A 20,929-nucleotide genomic window follows, 5' to 3' on the forward strand; every position below is an offset into this window, starting at 1 on the left:
CCTAACTGATGAAGGCTCCTATTAGCCTATTGTTTTCTTCATACGTACATGCCAAATCCCCGCATCGAGGAAAGGCTCCGGGGATATCGTTTCATACCCTAGCTTCCGGTAAAAGGCCTCCGCTTGAATCTGTCCGTCCAATACGGCGGAAGTACAGCCACTGGCGGCGGCATCTTCTTCCAACGCCCGGAGCACCAGTCTTCCTACCCCCTGACCGCGATAATCCGGTAGAACGGCAATGCGCTGCAGCTTAGCAGCATTCCCTTCGAACGGCTTCCATCGGCCGGTAGCCACAGGAATCTCACCGTCTCGAAGTACAAAATGCCGGCAAGCCTCCGGGGAAGCATCATATTCATCGATTTCCAAATCCCTTGGCACCTGCTGCTCTTCGACGAATACCTTAAACCGGATCGAGAAGCATTCCTCCAGCTGCTCTATCGTTTGAACAGGAATGATCTTTAATGTAGATTTCTTCATGCTGCGTTTCTTCCCTTCTCTTTAACGTAACCTATATGATGGCACGTACGGCTTCTTTCCGTCAAGACCGAGAATCGTTATAACGATGAAATGCAAACGATCCGCCGGGCTATCGCCCTGCGGATCGAGAATGCTGCTAAATAGATTTAAGACTTCAGCACGTCATGATCGACATACCGTTCGCCGTTCAGCTCACTGATGACGTTGATCGCTACCTTGGCGCCGTCGCCTGCGGTGATGATGGTATGCATGCTCACGCCCGCAACCGTACCGGCCGCCCAGATGCCTGGAATGTTCGTTTTGCCCTGAGCATCCACATCGAACACGGTTTTGATTCGGGGCTCCGTGCCCTCTTTGGTCTTGATTCCCGCTTTGTCCGCCAAATCCACGGACAAGCCGGTTGCCACGATCACATGGGCCGCCTCATACGCGCCTTGATCCGTTTCTACGGTAAAGCCCGCATCGGTTTTCGAAATATGATTCACGGTAGCGGCAATCAAATCCGCTCCGAATTTGACTGCCTGCTTCTTCCCGATCTCCACAAGATCAGGTCCTGTGATCTCCATGACGCCATAATGATTCTCAACCCAAGCCCTCTTGGTGATGCTCTTATCATTGTCGATAACAAGCGTTTTCTTGCCTGCCTTGGCAGTAAACAGCGCTGCACTGGCTCCGGTCGGACCGGCACCTATAATCGCAACATCATACATGGAAGCGTCACACTCCTAAATATGTAATGATTACTTTATATATATAATAAACATATTAGTATAAAAAGTCAATTTTAAAAAAGAGAGCCTCTTCGTTTTTGAAGACGGCCCTCCTGCATTTACAGCTGCAACGATTGTCCCGGCTGGAGCACCTTGCCCTCGATTCCCCGTTCGCTCAAAAGCTGAACGAAACGGTCCGGCTGCTGTGCAATCGGCGGAAACGTATCATAATGCATCGGTACTACGCATTTGGCCTGAAGCCACTCCGCCGCGACAGCGGCATCCTCCGGTCCCATGGTAAAGACGTCACCGATCGGGATAAACGCCACATCGATAGCATTGCGTTCGCCAATCAGCTTCATGTCCGAGAACAGACTGGTATCTCCGGTGTGCAGGATCGTTTTCCCGTTCCAATGTATGAGAAAGCCTCCCGGCATCCCCGCATAAATGATCTTTTGCTCCCTTTCATCAATAATGCCGGAGCTGTGAAAGGCTTGTACCATCTGAAGCTCTGCAAAGCCGAGCGACAGCCGCCCACCGATGTTGACGGCCCGGGTCTTTAGCCCTTGCCATCCCATGTAGGTGGAAAGCTCGAAGGTCGCAATGACAGTGGCATCATTCGCTTTGGCGATCGGCACCGTGTCCAGAATGTGATCCGGGTGGCCGTGCGTCAGCAGGATGTACTCCGTCTTGATCTCCTCCGGCTTCGTGACGGCCAGAGAATTGCCCGAAATGAACGGATCAATCAGTAACGAATGCTCGCCATCACTGATCTGAAAACAGGAATGTCCATGAAACAAAATGTTCAACGCTTCTCACTCCCTGTGGCAGAATCGGTATGATTATACAAATTGTACCAGCGGAAAGTCAACCTGAGGCCGCACCTTGCGTTTATTGTTTGCGAAGCGCAAGCACAAAGGACGTCTCCTCCTCTGTAGAGGCATACGAAATTTCTCCGTTGTTCTGAGCCATAATTTTCTGGCATATGGTGAGACCGAGACCGGTCCCCGTTTCCTTGCCGGTTACAAAAGGGGCGAACAGCCGGTCCCGGATGTGATCCGGAATTCGCGGTCCATTGTTGCTAATCCCGATATAGGATGTGATCTCATCTTCCCAAAAGCGAATGACAATTCCCCTAGTGGGCTTGACGGACTCGAGCAGAGCATCAATGCTGTTGTTCAATATATTCGAAATGACTTGCTGCAGCGCCATTTTCTGCACATTCAGAAGAATACGGTCCTGCTCCAGCACCTTAAGCTCAATATTCTCATTGATGAGCCGCGGTTCGATCAGCGCCTGCACAGGGCGAAGCAGCTCCGCGGCAGACACGGTAATGAACGGCTCCTCGGAAGCGCGCTTCTGGGAGAAGCTTAGGAAGCCCGTAATCAGCATCTGAAAGCTGGCAAATTCATGCTCGATGACATCTAAATATTTGTTTACCTGCTTGTCCGTCTCGCTTGGCAGCTTGGCGCGTATCAGCTTCAGGAAGCCGCCGATGGAAGTAAGCGGATTTCGCAGCTCATGAGCCAGGCTTGCCGCCATTTTGCCCACCAGATTCAGACGGTCGTGGTGCAGCTCCTGGATTTGCTGATCGCGGTCGGCTAATCCCTGCTGGGCAAAGTCCCAATAAATATCGCAGATGTGCCGCTGGATTTCATCGATCCGATTATTGAGCTCCATAAGAATTCGTCCGCTCCGCTCCATCGTAACGGCATCGTGACAGAGAATCTCGTCCATGGCACATTTGCGCCAAATATGGGAGCTGTGCAGCATGTGCACCAGAGGTGTCCCAATACCCGAATGATATTCGCACAAGCTTCTTAGGAACGAGACATCAGGGTGCTCCTTTAAAGGAATGTGTGCGTCCGCCAGCAGCTCAAAGTAGGGGCCCCCGTTTTTTTCAAGCTGCTTTCTATCGTACACCCCCGGAAACTCAGCATCAACCGCATCAAGCCAGCGGCCGATAATATTTCGTTTCCCCTGCTCCAGCGCGTCTCTTATATATACTCTAGTTTCCATTAAACATCCCTCTGTTCTGTGCAAGGAAGCATCACCTCCACTTCAGTGCCTGCATTCGGCTTGCTGCGGAAGCTAATGCTCCCTTTATGGGCTTCTATAATTTTGAAGCATACCATAAGTCCAAGACCGGTACCCTTCTCTTTGGTTGTATAGAACGGCTCACCCAGCGTTTTTAATCGTTCCTCCGACATCCCTTTCCCGTTATCCCGAATACAGATGACCGCATGGCCGGACTGATATCCGGCTTCAATTCTGAGGACGCCTCCGCCCGGCATCGCTTCGATGGCATTTTGAAATAAATGGAGCAGCATTTGCTTGATCTGGATCTCCGAGCACTCCATTATAGGCAGTGCCGGATGGGCGGTCCATTGAATGTCCACCTGGTTGACAAGGGCCTCCGGCTTTATCGCTGCAACCGCATCGTCCAGAATGTCCGATAGCTTCTTGCACTCCAGCTTGATGGCCTCCGGCTTCGCAATGACGAGAAACTCACTTACGATAAAATGTATCCGGTCCAGCTCGCCCCTCATCAGCTCGAAAAATTGCGATTGGTTTCTTTCCTTCGATTGAATCAGCTTCAGAAAGCCCTTCAAGGAGGTGAGGGGATTGCGGATTTCGTGTGCAAGTCCCGCCGCCAGCTGTCCGGCGACGGCCAATCGATCCGATTTGCGGAGAAGCTCTTCCGCGCGTTTACGATCCGTAATATCCACACAGGAGGCGATGACCTCAACGACGCGTCCGTCCCTCATAATCGGCCGCAAGGAGGCAATATAAGTGATGCCGTTCAGCGTCCCTTCATATTGCACCTTTTCTTCGCCTTCCCAGGCACGGCGGTAATACTGCTCCTTAATGTCGACCTGCTCGGCAGGGAGAATTCTGCTCAGGTCCTTGCCTACAACGTCCTCTGAGCGCAGCCCCAGCCGATGCATCAGCTCCCCGTCGCATAAGGTATGAATGAACTTGCCGTCCTTCTTGGTAAACTTAAAGGTCATTCCCTGCTGCTGGCGGACGACCTCTTGAAAGTCCTGCTGGATGTGGAGCAGCGCTTTTTCGGCTGCCTTGTCCGGGGTAATATCCCGGGCAATGAGATATAAGCCTTCCGACCGGCCGTCAATCTGAATAGGCACTTTTTTTATTCCCAGCTCTACGCGACGGCCGAGCTTATCCCGAACCGCCATTTCCATATTACTGGGATGCAGTTCTTCTTCCTTATCTGCTGTAGGCAAATTCGGGCAGGAATCGGGATTCATGAGCAGGCTCCGGAAGGACCTCCCCACCAGCTCCTTCTCAGAAAAGCCGGTGACCGCTTCCATCGAAGGATTCACCCCGGTGATGATTCCCGCCCGGTCAAGGGAGCAGATGCCCGCGGGATTATAAGCGATGAGAGAGCGGTATTGCTGCTCCATTCGTTTGAGACTTGTAATGTCCTGCAGCTGGGCGAAAATGCACTGCACCTCACCGGTTTGATTTTGCACCGCCGAAGCGTTCAGCTGCACCCAGAGGATGCCCCCGGATTTATGGATATACCGTTTATCCAACCGGAACTGGGACAGCTCTCCTCTGCGCGTCCTTCCGACAAAATCTTCTCCGAGCTTTTGGTCCTCCTCATGCGTAATGCTTACGTCCTGTATGGAAAGGAGCTCTTGCTCGCTATACCCTACCATATCGCACCATGCACGATTTACTTTAATCCATCGGCCATCCAATGCAACAAGCGCCATACCGATTGCCGCATGGTCAAAAGCATTCTGGTATAGCTCTGTGTTCAACTCCAACCCGATATCCCGTTTCATCGGCTTCCATAGCAACTCCGATCCCATGGTTTCAGACGTGTAATCCTTTCTTCAAGGAAGAAGGATTTTCCTGCTTCTCCAATGTCAATTCTAGCGGGATTTTATAAAAAAAAATCCGGTTCTCTGCAGACGGAGCCCTACCTAAGGAATACGCTTCATTGAACGTACTCCCAAGTATGGCTCATCCGAGAGAACCGGATGGCTAAACGCTTCGTTTATGGTAAGCCAAGGCCGCGCTGCCGATGACCCCGCCCGTATCAATCAGCTGCCCGGGCACAATCGTCAAACGCTCCAAGTAGCCGCGATACACCAGTCTGGAAAGCTCCTCTCTCATCGGCGCAAACAATCGGTCACCGGCTAAGGAAACGCCTCCTCCCAGTACAATCACATCGGGACTGATCATAGGGATCACGCAGGAAAGGCCTCGGGCCAGCACATGTGCGGTATGAGTAAGAACACGAACGGCCAGCGCGTCTCCTTGATCGTAGGCTTGGGATACCATGGCGGCCGTGATACGTCCGTGCTCCTGCCGAAGCTCGCTTAAGAGACTCGTCTCACCCGCATCCAACGCCTCCTTAACTTGCCGCTCGATTCCGGTAGCCGAAGCCACCGTTTCGAGACAGCCGGTTAACCCGCAAACACAGGTTGTCGATTCGCCCGGCATCGGAATGTGGCCCATCTCACCCGCCATGAAGCCGCTGCCGTAAAAGATAGCGTCCTTATCGATGACCGTCGCCGCAATTCCCGTACCGAGGGTAGCCGCCAGCATACATTCCGCTCCTTGTCCGGCTCCCTTCAGCTTCTCTCCATAGCCGTACATTCTAACGTCGTTATCAATGGTGACCGGGACTTGAAGCAGCGCCTGAAGCTTTTCCGCCAGCGGGACGTTATGCCAACCGAGGTTTCCTGCAAAGATTACGACGCCCTTTACCGGGTCGACCAAGCCCGGCGTGCCGATTCCGACGGCAAGCAGCTCCTTCCTGCCCGCACCGACGGACTGCAGTAAATGATCCACCACCCGGGTTAACGAGTTCATCACATGCTCAAGACCTTTGTCCGCTTCCGTCGATATCTTTTTTTGCTGCAGCAGCTCCAGCTTTTCGTTCAAAATTCCGCCTACTATATTCGTTCCGCCAATATCAAAGCCGATGACATAATTCATTCGTTCCAAGCTCCTTTCAATCGTTGGATGTTTGTAACTGTCCTTGTGCTACATGAATCTGTACGCCGTATTTCGTTAAATGCTCTTCATAATCCGCCTGCAGCGGCCGGTCGGTAACACATCCGTCGAGGTCGCTCAACGGACAAATATGAAACAAGGACGGCTTGCCGACCTTCGTATGGTCGAAAACGATGATCGTCTGCCGGCTTTTACGGATTAGTGTTCGGGCGGTAGCGGCCTCAAGCTCGGAGAACGTGCTGATGCCCTGCTCGGACAATCCGTCGACCCCGAGGAACAGCTTGCCGATGTTCAGGTGTTCAATCAGCTTCTCCGTTAAGGGCCCGCACAGCTCAAAGCTTTTATTGCGCATGACCCCGCCCGTAACGACTACCTGAATATGCTCGCTTTCGGCAAGCTCCATAGCGATATTGACGGCATTGGTCACTACCGTGAGCGCCTTCCGTTCCTTCAGGTTTCGTGCGATTAAGTAGTTCGTCGTACCTCCGGAAAGCGCAATGATGTCGCCTTCCTCGATCAGCTCCATGGCCTTGGCGGCAATCGCTTCCTTCTCCGCCCACAGACGACCGGAGCGTTCCCTGAAGGAGGTCTCCTTCACGACCGGGAAGCTCTCGAGAAGCGCACCTCCGATGGTTCTTACAAGTCCGCTCTTCTTCTCCAGCAAATCCAAATCGCGCCTTGCCGTTGCTTCGGAGCAGCCGAATTGTTGAATCATATCTTGTATGGTTATTCTTCCATGAAGCTTCAAATACGTCATAATTTGTTGACGGCGCTGATCGCCCTTGGATACGGGAGTATCGCTCATCTTGTTTCAGCCCCTTTTCATCGAACCGTTGGAAATGTACATTGACATCCAATTTTTGCGATCATATAATCAAGATAATGAAATTTTAAATCATAATTATGATTTTTTCAATCATAAATACAGTTTGTTTTTAAGAAAACTATCATCAAGGAGGCAGGAGTCTATGCAAATTCACATTTGCCGCACTGCAGAGGAGCTGAACGATACCGGCGCTTCGATTGTAGCCGATCTCGTTCGCAGCCACCCGCGCGCCGTTCTCGGTCTGGCGACAGGCGGAACCCCGGTAGGGATTTATGAGGAGCTGGTGCGTCGTTACGCCCAGGGTCAGCTCAGCTTTCGCGGCGTGACGACCTTTAATCTTGACGAATATGTCGGTCTCGCGGCGGAACATCCGCAAAGCTACCGATACTATATGGAGCATCATTTGTTTCGTCATATCGATGTTTCTCCGGACCGCATCCATATTCCTTCCGGCTCCGCTCCGGATCCGGAGCAGGAATGCGACCGATACGATGCCCTGCTGGAGGACGCCGGACGCATTGATTTGCAGCTGTTAGGTGTCGGCCATAACGGGCATATAGGCTTTAACGAGCCCGGCAGCGAGCTGGTCGGCAAGACTCATGTTGTCGAGCTGGCCGAGAATACGCGGAAGGCCAATGCGCGCTTTTTCTCAAACGAAGCGGAGGTTCCGACGCACGCGCTGACGATGGGCGTCGGCGGTATTCTTCAGGCGAAGACGATTCTGCTTATCGCCAAAGGAGCCGATAAAGCGGAGATTGTGCACCGCTCCCTGTGCGGTCCGATCACTACGGATTGCCCGGCTTCCCTGCTGCAAACGCATGCGAATCTCGTAGTGCTGCTCGATTCCGAAGCGGGGAGGCTGATGCGCGATGTCGCAGGTACGCACACTCATTCATAATGGTGATATCGTCACACCGGAAGGCGTGATTTCCGGCGGCTGGCTGCTGCTGGAGAACGGGCTGATCCGGGAGATCGGAAGCTCTTCCGATCCGCTGCCTGAAGGTGCCGGGGAGACGGTGGATGCCGGCGGCGGCTGGGTGCTCCCCGGCTTCATCGACATTCATGTCCATGGCGGCTACGGCCACGACTTTATGGATGCCGGCCGTGAGGGTTTGGATGCCATCACCCGCTTCCATGCTTCCCACGGTACGACAACCATGCTCGCCACGACGGTCACGGCTTCGAAGGAAGCCATCGACGGCGTCCTTGAGCGCGTAGCCGACTACCGCAGCGGTGACATGCCTTATGCACAGCTTGCCGGCGTGCATTTGGAAGGCCCGTTCATCAGCGTGAAATGGCCCGGCGCTCAGAACCCGGCCTTCATCGTCCCGCCGCAGACCGCCTGGCTGGACGATTGGACCTCCCGCTACCCCGGCCTGGTGCGGATGCAGACGCTGGCGCCCGAGACGGACGGGGCGCTGGATTATATCCGTGCGCTCGTGCAGCACGGCATTGTCGCCGCTTGCGGCCACACCGACGCGCTGTATGCGCAGGTGCAAGCGGCGGCGGACAGCGGGCTGAGCCACGCTGTCCATACGTTCAACGCGATGCGGGGACTGCATCATCGCGAGCCCGGTACCGTCGGTGCGGTGCTCACCGACGAGCGCATCACGGCGGAGGTTATCGCCGACGGGCATCACGTGCACGCCGCGGGCGTGCGGCTGCTGGCTCAAGCTAAGGGTGATCGCGGCCTTGTGCTGATCACCGATGCCATCTCCGCCGCCGGACTCGGGGACGGCGATTATTCGCTCGGCGGCCTCGACGTGGTCGTCCGCAGCGGAGTCGCCCGCCTGAAGCAGGGCGACAGTCTCGCCGGCAGCACGCTGACGATGGACGCCGCGTTTCGCTTCGCGGTGCGCGAGGCGGGCGTGTCCGTGCCGGCGGCGAGCCGCATGGCGAGCGGCAATCCCGCGCGCGTGCTCGGCCTAAGCGGCGTAACGGGCGAGCTCGCCGCCGGCAAGCAGGCGGACGCGTTGCTGCTCAGCCGCGAGCTGGAGCTTCAGCGCGTGTGGATCCGCGGCCGCGCACACGGGTAACACGCAAGAAGCCGCAGCGGCCTTTCGAGGCTGCTGCGGCTTCTTGGTCTTCTGCTGCCGCTTATCACTGCTCACCGCTTATCGCCTTGCCTGCTCACTCCTCCTCTTCCGCATGCACCTCATAGGTGCATACAAACCGCTCCCCGCCCGGACCTTCATCTATGGCTATTACTTCAAAGCCCAGGTTCCGGTAAAAATCAACCGCATCCGCATAAGTTTCGCAAACCACTTTCTCCGGCTTTGTCAGCAGCATAAGCTCCAGCAGCAGTCCCCTGCCGTACCCCATGCCGCGGTACTCGGGCTGCACCGCCATATGCTTGATTTGCAGCTCGTCCCCCGTTTTACGGAAGCCGATGACACCGATGATTTCCTCTTCTTCCACGTAGCCGAAGAGGCCCAAGCTATCATCCTCCCGATACTCCGCAGTTACCTGCTCCAGCTCTCCCGAGTCGGCCAGTACGGCATACTCCATTAGCTCCAGGACGCTTTCTTCCTGCATTCTTGATTTGATATCAAGCAACATAGAAACTCTCCTTCATAGTCTATCTTTCTTATGTACACTCTTCTTTCACCCTACCATCCGGCATGGCACAAAGCAAATCGGCCTTACCCTGCTCAATATGAGTCTTGCTTTCTCAACCTACACTATGTATATTAATTCATAATTACGTATATTAATGCAACCCATAAGGAGGCAGTCCTATGCCCCACACCATCAAAGCACTTCTATTCGATTGGGGGGACACCGTAATGGCCGACGATCCCGCCAAGCATGAACCTATGGTAACGTGGGAGGAGGTCCGTCTTGTACCCTACATCCACCCTGCGCTGCTCCAGCTCCATAAGGACTACACTCTCTGTATTGCCTCCAACGCCAGAGATTCCAACGCCGAGCTCATGTGTCAAGCTTTGGAGCGCGTCCATGTACGACATCTATTCCGTTACGCTTATACATCCAGCGAGCTGGGTGCGGCCAAGCCTGAGCCTCTGTTCTTCTCATCACTACTCGCCAAAATAGGCCTCAGCCCTGCCGAATGCATCATGATAGGCAACGATCTTCAGAAGGATATCGCAGGTGCCCGGGCTGCCGGAATCCGAACGATTTGGTATTGTCCGCCGGGCTCCCTCGTCGCTACAGACGGCCGCCATCTTGCTGATGTGATCGTCAGGTCCATGAAGGAGCTGCCTTCCGCGGTTCGGCTTCTTGCCTCCAAAGGAAGCTAATACGCCGCCGTCATCCTTTCTTTGCCATATACGGATACAGCAGTATCAGCCCTGCTGCATAAAGCAAAACCGCGATCGCCGGCGGCAGCAAGTGCCAAACATCCATATAGCCGATCGCCCCATGGACGCCGAAGCCCGCCGCAAAGCCCGGTATACCGCCAAGCAAAAGCATCCACCACAGCCAGCGCCGGCCTTGGCTTATCCCCCACAGCGCTGCCGCCGCCAGAGCAATCCCGTCGGACAGAAGCGCTCCGCCAAAGCCTGCCCGGTCGTGAGCGATCAATGGAATTAAGCGCGGATTGACGGCATCCAGCATGCCCGGCGTCAATTGTAAATACATCAGGTCTTCCGGCACGAAAACGTTCGTGATCCCGATCAAGGAGATGGTCATCCCCCCTATCGACAATGCGAAGCCTAGCGCCACCAGCATCAGCTGTCCCCACTGGGCGCGGCGCCATAACGCATCGTTATGCAGATTCGGCTTCTCGCGGGGCGGACGCTCCGCGGGCCCTCGCATCGCCAGGATAAACATCGGGAGCAGTACGGCAGCGGCAAGCGCATGAAGCGGGTCCAAATAACCGTAGCCAAGAAATAAGAAAAAGCTGGAGAAGCCTACCGTCCCGGAGGCCATCAGTGCCGTCTTGGCCCAATGCTGCTGCTCGCGCAAACCGAACCTGCCAAGAAAAAAATATAAAATACCGATGGAAATCATCGTTCCGGCAAGTGTAATCCGGTCATGCGACATAAAGTGCAGCAGCCTCTCGCTCACCTGCCCGATCTCCTGCCTCGTCATGCCTAAGAAGGCTTCATCGTAAGGGAGCAATATACTCGTTGCCGCAATCCACCAGGCCAGGATCCCGCCGATCACCATTCCTATCCCCAGCAAGCACATCCAGCCCCAGCTATGCCAGAAGGATAGCGGCTTGGCGGCAGCCTCTTCCTCGGACTCCATCACGCGTTGATACAAAATAGCTTCATTGATCCGTTTAGGCAAACCGGGACCTGAATAGATCAAGCCGCTATGCAGCTGAACGTAATCCGCCCCGTGGGATAACGCCTCCAATGCATCCTGAGGCTCGTGAATGCCGGCGCCCGTAATGATGATCGGCTCGCTGCCGACCCATTGCCTAAGAGCTTCCACCTTTATCAGTCCAGGAACCTTTCCGTCCTTGCCTGCGACGTCTCCCTCCGGTCCGTACAAGGTGTCCCCAATGACATATCCTGTCCAGCAGCCATGCTTTCCACCGGAAACTATCGGCTCCAGCTTCTCCAATGGCATGCCAAGCGGAACATAGAGAAGCATAGGCTTCCTATGGAGTAAGGCTCTGTCGGCCACTTCTTCGAGCATTGCCCCCGTTTCGGCTATCGTCCAACGCTCATCTATGGAGTCCAGGAAAAAACCGGAGGCAAAAGGCGCTGTTATCTCCATCATCCTAACATATTCGCCGAGAGCCTCAGCCGGTGTACGATCCGGGCCGTGGCGCAAGCGAAGCATCAGGGGAACCGTGTGGCCTTGCTTTTGCCGAAGGCGCTCGCTGATCCGCTCGAGGCCGTCATTCCCATATCGGTCCTGATAAAGGATAGCCTCCGACTCCCTCTCCAGCCGTACGGTCCCCTTTCTTTCCAAGCCATCTACAGTGATCGGACCCACCTCAAAATATCCGAAGCCAAACGGCGACAGCGCCTTCTGGGCAATCCCTTGCGGATCCACTCCGCCGCTGAGTCCGATCGGGTAACGCAGCGGCAATCCGAGGCGGCGGCTCTCCAGCAGAGGAGACAGCTCCATGTGGCCGAGCGTTCGAATGACGAAGGTTCCCCCCGGCAAGCGGCTCAGCGCCCCCATAGCTCCTAATGTGAAACCGCGCGCCACCCTTGCGGGCAAACGAAACAGCAGCGGCCGAAATAAGGTTTGATACGACCAGTCCGGCACCTGAATCCCACCTTTCCGTTGGGTTGCTTTTGTCATTTATCATACCTCATTCGCTTGCTGGAAGGATATAGCTTTTCTTCCGGCTGTGGTATGATAAGTCACATCTACTTTGATCTGTTGGGGAGGAATCATGTATGATTACTATCATTTTGCCTAAAGGGGATTACGAGCTGGCGGACGAGCTTCAGCTCTTTAGCGAGGCCTGGGATTTGACCGTTCGACGTACCGCGGAAGGTTATCTCCTTCAGCCGGAATACCTTATGTCCATTCACGGCATTTCGGCTGAAGAACAGCCCGCAGAATGGCGTTTCACACGGGAGATGGATGCCACAACTTGGGAGGACTTCCTCCTGATGCATATTACGCACCACCTTGCAGGAAAACACGGATTGCTGCTGCAATACGAAACGGCAAAGGGAATCCGCTGGACGGAGCCGGCTCCGCAGGAGTTCGCAACCTTCGATCTTTATGTCGATCGTGTACTGCGAGGTCATGAAGGTCTTGTGAGGGATATGAAAAAAAACTGGATCTATGCTCATCGGACACGATACACTCACTAACACCTCTGGGCAGCTGCCAGCATACTATGGTAAAGCCATAGCTTTGCGAGGAGGTGACTTGCTTGACACCGCAGGAATTTATCGATGCCTTGACACCCGACGTCATCAGAGACCAAGTGGAAACCGGAGTGCTGGCGTCCATCACGATTGCGCAAGCCGCCCTAGAGACCGGATACGGAAAATACGCTAAAGGAAATAACTTGTTCGGCATCAAAGCAACGGGGATTGATGAAGAGGCGCTGAGGCACAGCACATCCGAGTATTTGAACGGACGCTGGGTAGAGATCGTGGACGGCTTTCGCGTGTACAACAGCTGGACGGACAGCGTAAAGGATCACAGCTTGTTTCTTCAGCAAAATCAAATCTATGCCCGGGCGGGCTTCTTCGAGCGGAGCCGGGAATTGGACTATCAAGGTGCGGCCCGGGCTCTCCAAGCCGCGGGATATGCAACCGACCCGCAATACGCTGCGAAGCTAATCAGCATCATCGAAAGGTATCGTCTTTATGAGCTTGACGTGCAGGCTGCTGAAGAAGGGGGTTGGATTCCGATGAGACTTGAGCATGATTGGCAGTGGAAGCAGCTTGGAGATGCGCTTGACGGGTTGTATAAAAAAGGCTTGCTTACCGATTACCGTTGGGCGGAGCGCGCCTACCGCAAGGATTTGACCGTAACGGAGGTAGCCTGGCTGAGCACGGTAGTGCTGGCCCGGCAGAACGGGGTCAACGCTTAACATCCGTTTGCCCTTTGCCCGCTGCCCGCGGTGAAGGGCATTTTCTTATATTATTAAAAAAGGGGCTGTCCCACATGGGATAGCCCCTTCCAAGCTCAGCTTACTTGACCGTTACATCAAAGGAAGCTTTCACACCGCTCGGTGCCAGAACATTCAGCTTGAAGCTCGTGACATCTCCCGCCGCGCCGGTATATTTCACAAGACCCGTCTTCGCGTCCACCGTGATGGCTGCCGGATTCGCTCCCGTAATATCGGATACGAAGAAGCTCAGCTTCAGAAGCTCATTGGTGTTGTAGCCCGCTTGAGCCGGAGCCTTGACCAAGCCCTGTTCGTTCAGGTGACCTTCCTCATCCAAGGAGCCTGGAGCATTAACCGCAGTAAATTCGTCGCCGAATTGATCCTTCACCACGATTTTTTCCGCCAGCTTCGCATCCCACATATACAAGCCGCTGCCGCCGTTCGTCAAGTCGGAGGCACTTACTGTTTTCGCCGTGCTTTGCAAAGTCATGCCGCTTACTGCCGGACCCTCATTCTTTGCCGTCACATCAAGCGTCGCCGTTTGCATATTGCCGCCGCCTACACGGTATACTACGGTCAGCTTGGCTGCTCCTGCCTTGCCGCCAGCTACATAACGCAAACCGTCGGCATCGGCGGAAAGACCGGCTGTATCCGCCACTTGAGTATCTGTAGACGACACCGATACGATATTCGAAGGTACCTGAACTTCTTCCCCGCTCGATTTCTTCGCACGAACCTTCACTTGCTTCGCAAAGCCTTTGTAATGATCGAATACATTCACAGCGCCTGTCGCCCCCAAACCTGCTGCAAAATAATCATGGGCAGCAAGCAGCGTTTGATTCGGGGAATCCATGTATACCTCATAGGCCAGCTTCTGGCTTGTATCCGCCGCATCAATCACTTCCATCGTTGTTGAGAGACTGTTTACTTCGGCATAAGTTTTCCCATTTACGGTCACGCCTGCGGTGCTTTCTTTATACAGAGTCGCTTTCATTGTGTAGCTTGCCGACTTAGCATTTGGACCAGCAGTGAAGACAAACGCTTTGTCGAATACGGAATCCACCGAGAGGTCGGAGCTATTTTGCGCCAGCATAAAGTCATGGATTACTGTGGATCCTAAAGTTGTAGGCTGCAGCACATACTTTCTGCCCGACGCCGGATTCGGTTCAACACGCTGCTTGCTGGATAGGCTTGTGGCTGCCAATGTAGCGGCATCACCGGTATTTGCCGTTAAAGCGAACCGTACCAAATACTGCTTATTCGTATCGTATTTCAGCTCTTCGCCATATTGATCGTACAGCTTTACCTTCAGTTCATTCTCGGCCCCTGCCGTCATATAATTTTTGGGAGTCTGAGCAAACCGAATCGCGTTAGCTTTCCGTTCTTCCTTCACTGCAAGGTTCGCTTGCACCATGCCCTGCGGGTAATCCTTCAATTGCACCGTTAATGTAACCGGGGAGACTGCAGTAGCGTTCTTCAAAGCAATCATCCCTTTATACTTGCCGCTGCCCGAGATCGGCTGATCCGCTAAGGTCACACCGCCGCTGGCCATCACCATAAATTTATCGCGGTTATCATAAATTTGCTGTGCTGTAAGGACATTCCCCTGTGCATCCTTTACGATGATAGGTACATACATTTTTGCATCGACGGCATCATCGCCCGTTACGACATCGCCTTTCGCCAGCGTTTGGTTATACGCGCCGAATTGTACGCTTGCCGGCACACCCGCAGCAACTATCGCAATGCTCTTTTCAACCGATTGCCCCGAACCGTGAGCGACCAAAGAAATTTTCACATCCTTGGACTTGTCGCCGACCGAGCGAATTTTGAGATCCGCACCGGAATCGCCAACCGCATTCTCTACGAAGCCGCCAACCTCTCCGGGATTGCCCTTTTCCAGGTCGATATCCGTCGTTGTCACCGTAATTCCGCTGTTCAAGTCATTCCTGTCTTCCACCCGGAAGCCATATTGATCGTAAGCCTTCACGTCAAGGTAAGCAAAGCCTTTGGCATCAAGCGTAGTTACCTTCTGGCCGGAGCCGTTTACCATCTCGCCGAGCTCCAGCTTCGAGATGAGCTGCTGCTCCCCGACAGTAAATACTTTATTGGCCTGACTGCCGGAAGCGCTGTGAAGAATGGAAATCGATACGGTGGCCCCTCGGTTCAAACCCTCACCCGGCGTCACGTAGAAGGCTTGCTCACCGCCGATCGGAGCTGCCGTCCCGCTGCTGGTGTAGATGGTAAAATCGCTTGCTGGTGAAGAGAATTGGGTTCCGTACTGGTTGGTCGCTTTAAATTCAACGCGAAGCTTCTTGCCCGGGCTGTTCGGCATCATGTCTCCAGCCGTCACGAATTCCAGCTTGCTGATTTTTTCTTTATCCGTCTTCAGCTTCGCTGTCTTCTTCTCTTCGTCCAATTTGGAGAGTCCGCCAAGCGTTACCGTCCATTCCGCGGCATCCAGCTTGGAATCGAAGGCCAGCACCGCCGTCCTCTTGTCTTCGCTCCATTTTGTGGTGAAACCGCCGGTCAATGCGGCTCCGTTCTTCGTGATATCCAGCTTCACCTCTTTCGGATCCTCAACGGCCCCGTTCAGCTCTACAGTCAACACATTGACATCCGTCGCCTTTAAGGACGCAATGGCATAATTGCCTGTAAATACAGGCTTGAACTGCTGCTTCGCTTCATAGGAAGCTAGCACGAGCTGTTCACGAAGAGCAAAGCTTGTACCGCCGAAAATTCCGTCTTCTCCGTTAGAAAGCAGCTTTTTCTCAATTGCCAAAGCTACATAACCGCGAGCCCAGTCACTGATGGTCTTGTCTGCCTTCTCAGCCGGTGCCTTTACCTGCGACTCCAGCCCAAGGCCGCGGATCAAGAACGCCGCCAGCTGCTCCTTCGTCACTTCCCCCGCCGGGTCATACATGCCGGGCGCTACGCCGTCTGTAATGCCTGCCTTTACGATCGCTTCGATATAGGGAAGTGCATAGCCGTTCGCCGGGTCCTGGGCCGTAACATCCTTAAAGCTGGAGCTCTTCAAGCTCATATCCACGTCCAAACCGAAAATCAATGCCGCAACCTTAGCGAATTGCGCGCGGTTCATTTTTTCCTTCAAGCCGAAGGTATCGTCTGTCAATCCGTTATACACGCCCGCAGCGATCATTGCCTCGAACTTGGCCTTCGCGGCCGCATCCAGCTGCTGCAAATCGGTAAAATCCGCAATGGACTTCACACCTGTGGTCGTAGCCGATTTTGTTCCTGAAGCCGCTGCGAATGCAGCGGAAGAATACATCGAGAAGGCCATGGCCAGGGACAAAATCAAAGCTGCGCTTTTTTTCATATAGGTGTAATTCCTCCGTTTGTTGTTGGATTTGTGGGTCATTCTCGACTTGCCGCTTGCGTGTATCATTTGCTACGAGACTGAGTATACTATGATAACTTGGCCATCGTCATTGCTAATAATCTGGCTTCTTTACCATAGAAAAAAGAGCCGCCCGCAGGCAGCCCTTAACCGATCTTATGAATGGGCTTGGCAAGCATTCTCTCCAGCTCGTGCGCCGGCACCGGACGGCTGATGAGGTAGCCTTGAATGTAGCCGCACCCCAGCTCCTGCAGTAGACGGGCATGCTGTTCGGTTTCGACGCCCTCGGCAACAACCGTTAAGCTCAGCCGGTCCGCCAGCGTCAGAATGGTTGCAACGATCGCGGCATCCTCCTCGCTCGTAGGCAAGCCTCGAATGAAGGATTGATCAATCTTGAGCCGGTCGATCGAAAGCTTCTTAATATAGTTAAGCGAGCTATACCCCGTGCCGAAATCATCGACGGAAACAGCGACGCCAAGCAGCTTCAGCTTCTGCAGAACCGTCATAGCCTTCGAGATATCCATAGTCATCGATTCCGTAATTTCAAGCTCCAGCCATCTCGGCTCCAGTCCCGTTTCCTTCAAAATTCCGGCCACCTTATCGATTAAATCCGCCTGCTCAAACTGTCGGATCGATAGGTTGACGGAGATCCTCATCGGCTCCAGTCCCATAAGCTGCCACCGCTTGGCTTGACGACAAGCTTTGCGCAGCACCCATTCACCCAGCTCCGCTATCAAATCGGACTCCTCGGCAATCGGAATGAATTCCGAAGGAGACATAGGCCCCAGCTCGGGGCTGTGCCAGCGAAGCAAGCATTCCACTCCTTCGATCTCCTGGGTTGCCGCATGAACGATCGGCTGGTAATGAAGCTCAAACTCCTCTTTTTGCAATGCTTCGCGCATCAGCTGCTCAATCTGTAATTTTTTGCTAAGCTTTGTGTGATACTCGGATTTATAAAATTCGTAGTGATTTCTCCCTTGCTGCTTGACATAGAACATCGCCGTGTCGGCATGCTGGATCAAGGAAACGGTCTGCTCGCCGTTCTCCGGGAATAAGCTGATGCCAATGCTTGGAGACAAATAATACGATTTCCGCAAAAAGCGATACGGCTCCGATATGTTCTCCCGAATGCGCTCGGCGATTTGACTTGCCTCTTGCGAATCGGTTACCGGAAGGGCAACTGTAAATTCGTCTCCGCCGAACCGTGAGATGATGCCGGATCCCGGAATGGATTCCCTTAGTCTTTTGGCCGTCTCCTGCAGGAAGAAATCGCCCGCTTGATGACCGAGAGAGTCATTAATCCCCTTAAACCGGTCCAAATCGATAAAAAACACCGCTACTTTCTCAGACTTGCTTTCCGCAGATATAATCATTTGATCCGTAGCTTCAATGAACCGGCTGCGGTTAGGCAGCCCCGTCAAGGAATCATAATAGGCCATATATTCGATGCGTTCCAATGACTGCTTATATGCGGTAACATCCTTGCCGATACCGATCATGCCGGCAAGCACGTTATCGATTTGCAGCGGAACAGCCACAACCTGAACGGTTACGTCTCTTCCCGTCTTATGAACAATCTTGACTTCCTCGGAACAAGGAGAGCCCGTTCTCAGCTCGCGGAAGGCTTCTTCCATTACAGACCCATCCTGCCGTTTAAGCAAGGTTAGAAAGGATTGTCCGAGCATCTCGCTGCTGCTGTAACCGGTAATCACTTCCGCCGCCGGATTGAAGCTGATAAATTGACCTTTCAGGTTGATAGCGAAGATGGCGTCCGGACTGTTTCGGTAAAGTGATTGGTAATAGAGCTGAACCTCATCGCGCTCCTTCTGCAGGTTCACGGTCTCGGATATATCTCGTGCAATCCCGTAAACGCCTACAAGCCTGCCATGAACATAAATAGGCACATTGCGAACGCTGAGCTCCACCCTGACACCTGTTTTACTGAGAATCGACAGCTGGTAGGTTGACTTTTCTCCTTGCAGACTGGCGTTGAAATAAGTCATTCCCTGTTCAAGATCTTCCGGTAAAATGAGTTGATGATAGGTCAACTTGAGAAATTCATGTAACGAGTAACCGGAAATCACCTCGCATGCCTTATTGGCACTCGTAAACCTGCCGTTTAAATCCATCATAAAGACAGCATCCGAATTATGTAGGAACAGCGATTGGTAGCGCTGCGTATGCTCTTCTATGATTGCTGTTCGCTTGCTAAGCCGAATGACAACTGCCGCCCCAGTCACTCCAACCGCAAGCTCAAAAACCAGCTGTACATGATTTGAAGGAAAAACATCAGCAAAATGCAGAATCGGAATTAGAAGCAGCAGGCTGCTGAGCAAGACTGTAAAGATGTAACGTTGATACATTATTGTTTCCCACCTTGGCTTGACATGATGAAAAAACCGCTCCCCGAAAGCAGGAAGCGGCTTCAAAATGAGAATACCTTACCTTCTTCGGTAACCCAGCTGCCGTGGAACACGCGTTCTTTAGGCCTGTGGCTTTGCGTCCCATCCTTTCGAATGGTTTGCCGTTATCGGTTGGTGTCATTTAATTTTAGGAGACTTTTGATCTAGGACTATTGTAATATGTTTTACACCAATTGACAAGAAAGAATGTTTTTTTCATGCTTGCAGAAGGTGATGACATTTCATTAAATTACTGTAAAATAATCCTTATCTTACTTTATCGGAGGTTTGCCGCATGAACTCAAGATACGATTTACTTTATCATGAGCTTCTTATGAGGGATCAAGAACACATCCTGCGGTTTTATCACGAGTTGTCTGACGGCTCCCGCAAAATGCTGCTGGACCAGATCGAAAGCATGGATTGGGCACGGCTTCAGCGATTGACAAAGGAAGCCCTGGGGAAGGAAGCTTCCGTTCCGGGAGAGCTTTCCCCAATGGAAGCTTATCCTTGGGATACTTATTCTCCTGAAGAGAAGCGGTACTTCGAGGAGCTTGGCTGGAGCAAGCTGCGGATGGGCAAGGTTGCCGCCATCGTGGCTGCAGGAGGGCAAGGAAGCCGTCTGGGACATCCGGGACCGAAAGGCACCTTCAGCATCGGTCTGCCTTCCGGCAAGTCCCTATTTCAGCTTCAGGCGGAACGTCTTCTGAATTTGGCAGCACGGGCCGGCTGCCCGATTCCATGGTGTATCATGACCAGCCCGGATAACCATGAGGAGACGGTGCGTTTTTTTGAAAATCACCGGTATTTCGGCTACTCCCCGAAGGACCTGTTCTTTTTTATACAGGGTGAGCTTCCTGCTTTGGATGAACAAGGGAAAGTACTGCTCGCCGAGAAGGACCGGCTGAATCTGTCCCCGAGCGGCAACGGGGAAGCCTTCCTTGCTTTGGAACGTTCCGGGATCCTTCAGGAGCTCAAGAAACGAGGCGTTGAATGGCTGTTTTATTACAACATAGACAATGCCATCATTAAGATAGCCGACCCGCGTTTCGTCGGTGTTGCGGCTCATTATAGCCATCCTATCGCCACCAAGGCGGCTTACAAGGTCTCTCCCGAAGAAAAGGTCGGCATTCTTTGCAAGCGGGAGGGGCGGCCGGCTGTACTGGAATATACGGAAGTTCCCTTCTTCTTGACTCAGCAGCGCGATGCCGACGGAAAGTATTTATACGGGCTTGGGAATTTATCCATTCACCTGTTCCAGATGGATTTTGTTGAGCGTCATCTGAGTCATCCGCTTTCGTATCATGCCGCGCACAAAAAGCTGCAGACGGTCGATGAAGCCGGACACGTTATGATGCCGGAATCACCGAATGGGTATAAGCTGGAGCAGTTTATTTTCGACTACTTCCCTCTGGCAGACGAAATGACGGTGCTTGTCATGGACCGGATGGAGGAGTTTGCTCCGGTAAAAAACAAGACGGGAGAAGACAGCCCGGAGACGGCAAGACGACAGGTCCTGGACGTCCACAAACGCTGGCGGCAGGCAGCGGGGGTGGACACAGGAAATTGGTCCGACGACAAGCTGGAAATTTCACCGCTGGATTCTTATGCCGGAGAGGGCTTGGAGCCTCCCGCCGAATGAACAAAAAGCCGCGTATTCCCTTG

At 53.4% G+C, this 20,929-nt stretch carries 17 protein-coding genes and 1 riboswitch; of the genes, 6 read left to right on the forward strand and 11 right to left on the reverse strand.

Translation table 11 applies throughout. The features are described 5' to 3' along the window. Positions 1-21 precede the first annotated feature (21 nt). The 7 genes from RAC89_RS03725 to RAC89_RS03755 form a co-directional block, all read right to left on the reverse strand. Complete coding sequence (locus RAC89_RS03725; RefSeq protein WP_284640573.1) at positions 22-477, reverse strand: GNAT family N-acetyltransferase; 456 nt, start codon at positions 475-477, stop codon at positions 22-24. 146 nt (positions 478-623) lie between these two features. Beyond that, a complete protein-coding gene (locus RAC89_RS03730; protein WP_306611850.1) occupies positions 624-1,187 on the reverse strand; it encodes an NAD(P)/FAD-dependent oxidoreductase in 564 nt (187 codons plus the stop codon). Between the two features lie 119 nt (positions 1,188-1,306). Then, on the reverse strand, positions 1,307-1,996 hold the full coding sequence (locus RAC89_RS03735) for a metal-dependent hydrolase (protein ID WP_306611852.1): 690 nt from the start codon (positions 1,994-1,996) through the stop codon (positions 1,307-1,309). An 82-nt stretch (positions 1,997-2,078) separates the two neighbouring features. Next, positions 2,079-3,206 carry an ATP-binding protein gene (locus tag RAC89_RS03740; RefSeq protein ID WP_306611853.1) on the reverse strand — a complete coding sequence of 376 codons (1,128 nt, stop codon included), beginning with the start codon at positions 3,204-3,206 and terminating at the stop codon, positions 2,079-2,081. After that, positions 3,206-4,999, reverse strand: coding sequence for a PAS domain S-box protein (locus RAC89_RS03745; RefSeq protein ID WP_306611855.1), 1,794 nt, complete (start codon positions 4,997-4,999; stop codon positions 3,206-3,208). Before RAC89_RS03745 ends, RAC89_RS03740 begins: the two co-directional genes overlap by 1 nt. Before the next feature lie 202 nt (positions 5,000-5,201). Next, positions 5,202-6,161, reverse strand: a complete 960-nt coding sequence (locus RAC89_RS03750; protein WP_306611856.1) for an ROK family protein — start codon at positions 6,159-6,161, stop codon at positions 5,202-5,204. Between the two features lie 16 nt (positions 6,162-6,177). Further along, positions 6,178-6,984 carry a DeoR/GlpR family DNA-binding transcription regulator gene (locus RAC89_RS03755; RefSeq protein WP_306611858.1) on the reverse strand — a complete coding sequence of 269 codons (807 nt, stop codon included), beginning with the start codon at positions 6,982-6,984 and terminating at the stop codon, positions 6,178-6,180. A 163-nt stretch (positions 6,985-7,147) separates the two neighbouring features. Between RAC89_RS03755 and nagB the strand changes: the two genes are divergently transcribed. Further along, a complete protein-coding gene (gene nagB, locus RAC89_RS03760; protein WP_306611860.1) occupies positions 7,148-7,903 on the forward strand; it encodes a glucosamine-6-phosphate deaminase in 756 nt (251 codons plus the stop codon). Then, entirely contained in the window at positions 7,875-9,041 is a 1,167-nt protein-coding gene (gene nagA / locus RAC89_RS03765) for an N-acetylglucosamine-6-phosphate deacetylase (RefSeq protein WP_306611862.1), read from the forward strand. Before nagB ends, nagA begins: the two co-directional genes overlap by 29 nt. 94 nt (positions 9,042-9,135) lie before the next feature. Here the strand turns inward: nagA and RAC89_RS03770 are convergent, their stop codons facing one another. Continuing rightward, positions 9,136-9,564, reverse strand: coding sequence for a GNAT family N-acetyltransferase (locus RAC89_RS03770; protein ID WP_306611864.1), 429 nt, complete (start codon positions 9,562-9,564; stop codon positions 9,136-9,138). A gap of 179 nt (positions 9,565-9,743) precedes the next feature. Here RAC89_RS03770 and RAC89_RS03775 point away from each other — a divergent pair, with 179 nt between their 5' ends. After that, entirely contained in the window at positions 9,744-10,265 is a 522-nt protein-coding gene (locus tag RAC89_RS03775; protein WP_306611866.1) for an HAD family hydrolase, read from the forward strand. A gap of 10 nt (positions 10,266-10,275) precedes the next feature. Here the strand turns inward: RAC89_RS03775 and RAC89_RS03780 are convergent, their stop codons facing one another. Beyond that, positions 10,276-12,231 carry a dihydroorotate dehydrogenase gene (locus RAC89_RS03780; protein WP_306611868.1) on the reverse strand — a complete coding sequence of 652 codons (1,956 nt, stop codon included), beginning with the start codon at positions 12,229-12,231 and terminating at the stop codon, positions 10,276-10,278. A gap of 98 nt (positions 12,232-12,329) precedes the next feature. Between RAC89_RS03780 and RAC89_RS03785 the strand changes: the two genes are divergently transcribed. Beyond that, positions 12,330-12,755 (forward strand): hypothetical protein, encoded by a 426-nt coding sequence (locus RAC89_RS03785; protein WP_306611870.1) that lies wholly within the window; start codon positions 12,330-12,332, stop codon positions 12,753-12,755. A 62-nt stretch (positions 12,756-12,817) separates the two neighbouring features. Then, positions 12,818-13,486, forward strand: coding sequence for a glycoside hydrolase family 73 protein (locus RAC89_RS03790; protein WP_306611872.1), 669 nt, complete (start codon positions 12,818-12,820; stop codon positions 13,484-13,486). Between the two features lie 100 nt (positions 13,487-13,586). Here the strand turns inward: RAC89_RS03790 and RAC89_RS03795 are convergent, their stop codons facing one another. Together RAC89_RS03795 and RAC89_RS03800 are read right to left on the reverse strand one after the other, a co-directional pair. Then, complete coding sequence (locus tag RAC89_RS03795; protein ID WP_306611873.1) at positions 13,587-16,841, reverse strand: S-layer homology domain-containing protein; 3,255 nt, start codon at positions 16,839-16,841, stop codon at positions 13,587-13,589. A gap of 167 nt (positions 16,842-17,008) precedes the next feature. Next, positions 17,009-19,225 (reverse strand): sensor domain-containing protein, encoded by a 2,217-nt coding sequence (locus RAC89_RS03800; RefSeq protein ID WP_306611875.1) that lies wholly within the window; start codon positions 19,223-19,225, stop codon positions 17,009-17,011. Between the two features lie 86 nt (positions 19,226-19,311). Continuing rightward, positions 19,312-19,398, reverse strand: a riboswitch (cyclic di-GMP riboswitch). 161 nt (positions 19,399-19,559) lie between these two features. Between RAC89_RS03800 and RAC89_RS03805 the strand changes: the two genes are divergently transcribed. After that, the gene (locus RAC89_RS03805) at positions 19,560-20,906 is read left to right on the forward strand and encodes a UDPGP type 1 family protein (protein WP_306611876.1); all 1,347 of its coding nucleotides are present in this window, start codon (positions 19,560-19,562) and stop codon (positions 20,904-20,906) included. Positions 20,907-20,929 lie beyond the last annotated feature (23 nt).

It is taken from the genome of Paenibacillus sp. GD4, from assembly GCF_030846225.1.
GTDB lineage: Bacteria > Bacillota > Bacilli > Paenibacillales > NBRC-103111 > Paenibacillus_G > Paenibacillus_G silviterrae.

What these genes read in the sequence shown, in the direction of transcription:
- RAC89_RS03725 (WP_284640573.1), bottom strand. Translation starts at nt 477, where the DNA reads ATGAAGAAATCTACATTAAAGATCATTCCTGTTCAAACGATAGAGCAG.
- RAC89_RS03730 (WP_306611850.1), bottom strand. Translation starts at nt 1,187, where the DNA reads ATGTATGATGTTGCGATTATAGGTGCCGGTCCGACCGGAGCCAGTGCA.
- RAC89_RS03740 (WP_306611853.1), bottom strand. Translation starts at nt 3,206, where the DNA reads ATGGAAACTAGAGTATATATAAGAGACGCGCTGGAGCAGGGGAAACGA.
- RAC89_RS03745 (WP_306611855.1), bottom strand. Translation starts at nt 4,999, where the DNA reads ATGAAACGGGATATCGGGTTGGAGTTGAACACAGAGCTATACCAGAAT.
- RAC89_RS03750 (WP_306611856.1), bottom strand. Translation starts at nt 6,161, where the DNA reads ATGAATTATGTCATCGGCTTTGATATTGGCGGAACGAATATAGTAGGC.
- RAC89_RS03755 (WP_306611858.1), bottom strand. Translation starts at nt 6,984, where the DNA reads ATGAGCGATACTCCCGTATCCAAGGGCGATCAGCGCCGTCAACAAATT.
- nagB (WP_306611860.1), top strand. Translation starts at nt 7,148, where the DNA reads ATGCAAATTCACATTTGCCGCACTGCAGAGGAGCTGAACGATACCGGC.
- nagA (WP_306611862.1), top strand. Translation starts at nt 7,875, where the DNA reads ATGTCGCAGGTACGCACACTCATTCATAATGGTGATATCGTCACACCG.
- RAC89_RS03770 (WP_306611864.1), bottom strand. Translation starts at nt 9,564, where the DNA reads ATGTTGCTTGATATCAAATCAAGAATGCAGGAAGAAAGCGTCCTGGAG.
- RAC89_RS03775 (WP_306611866.1), top strand. Translation starts at nt 9,744, where the DNA reads ATGCCCCACACCATCAAAGCACTTCTATTCGATTGGGGGGACACCGTA.
- RAC89_RS03780 (WP_306611868.1), bottom strand. Translation starts at nt 12,231, where the DNA reads ATGACAAAAGCAACCCAACGGAAAGGTGGGATTCAGGTGCCGGACTGG.
- RAC89_RS03785 (WP_306611870.1), top strand. Translation starts at nt 12,330, where the DNA reads ATGATTACTATCATTTTGCCTAAAGGGGATTACGAGCTGGCGGACGAG.
- RAC89_RS03795 (WP_306611873.1), bottom strand. Translation starts at nt 16,841, where the DNA reads ATGAAAAAAAGCGCAGCTTTGATTTTGTCCCTGGCCATGGCCTTCTCG.
- RAC89_RS03800 (WP_306611875.1), bottom strand. Translation starts at nt 19,225, where the DNA reads ATGTATCAACGTTACATCTTTACAGTCTTGCTCAGCAGCCTGCTGCTT.
- RAC89_RS03805 (WP_306611876.1), top strand. Translation starts at nt 19,560, where the DNA reads ATGAACTCAAGATACGATTTACTTTATCATGAGCTTCTTATGAGGGAT.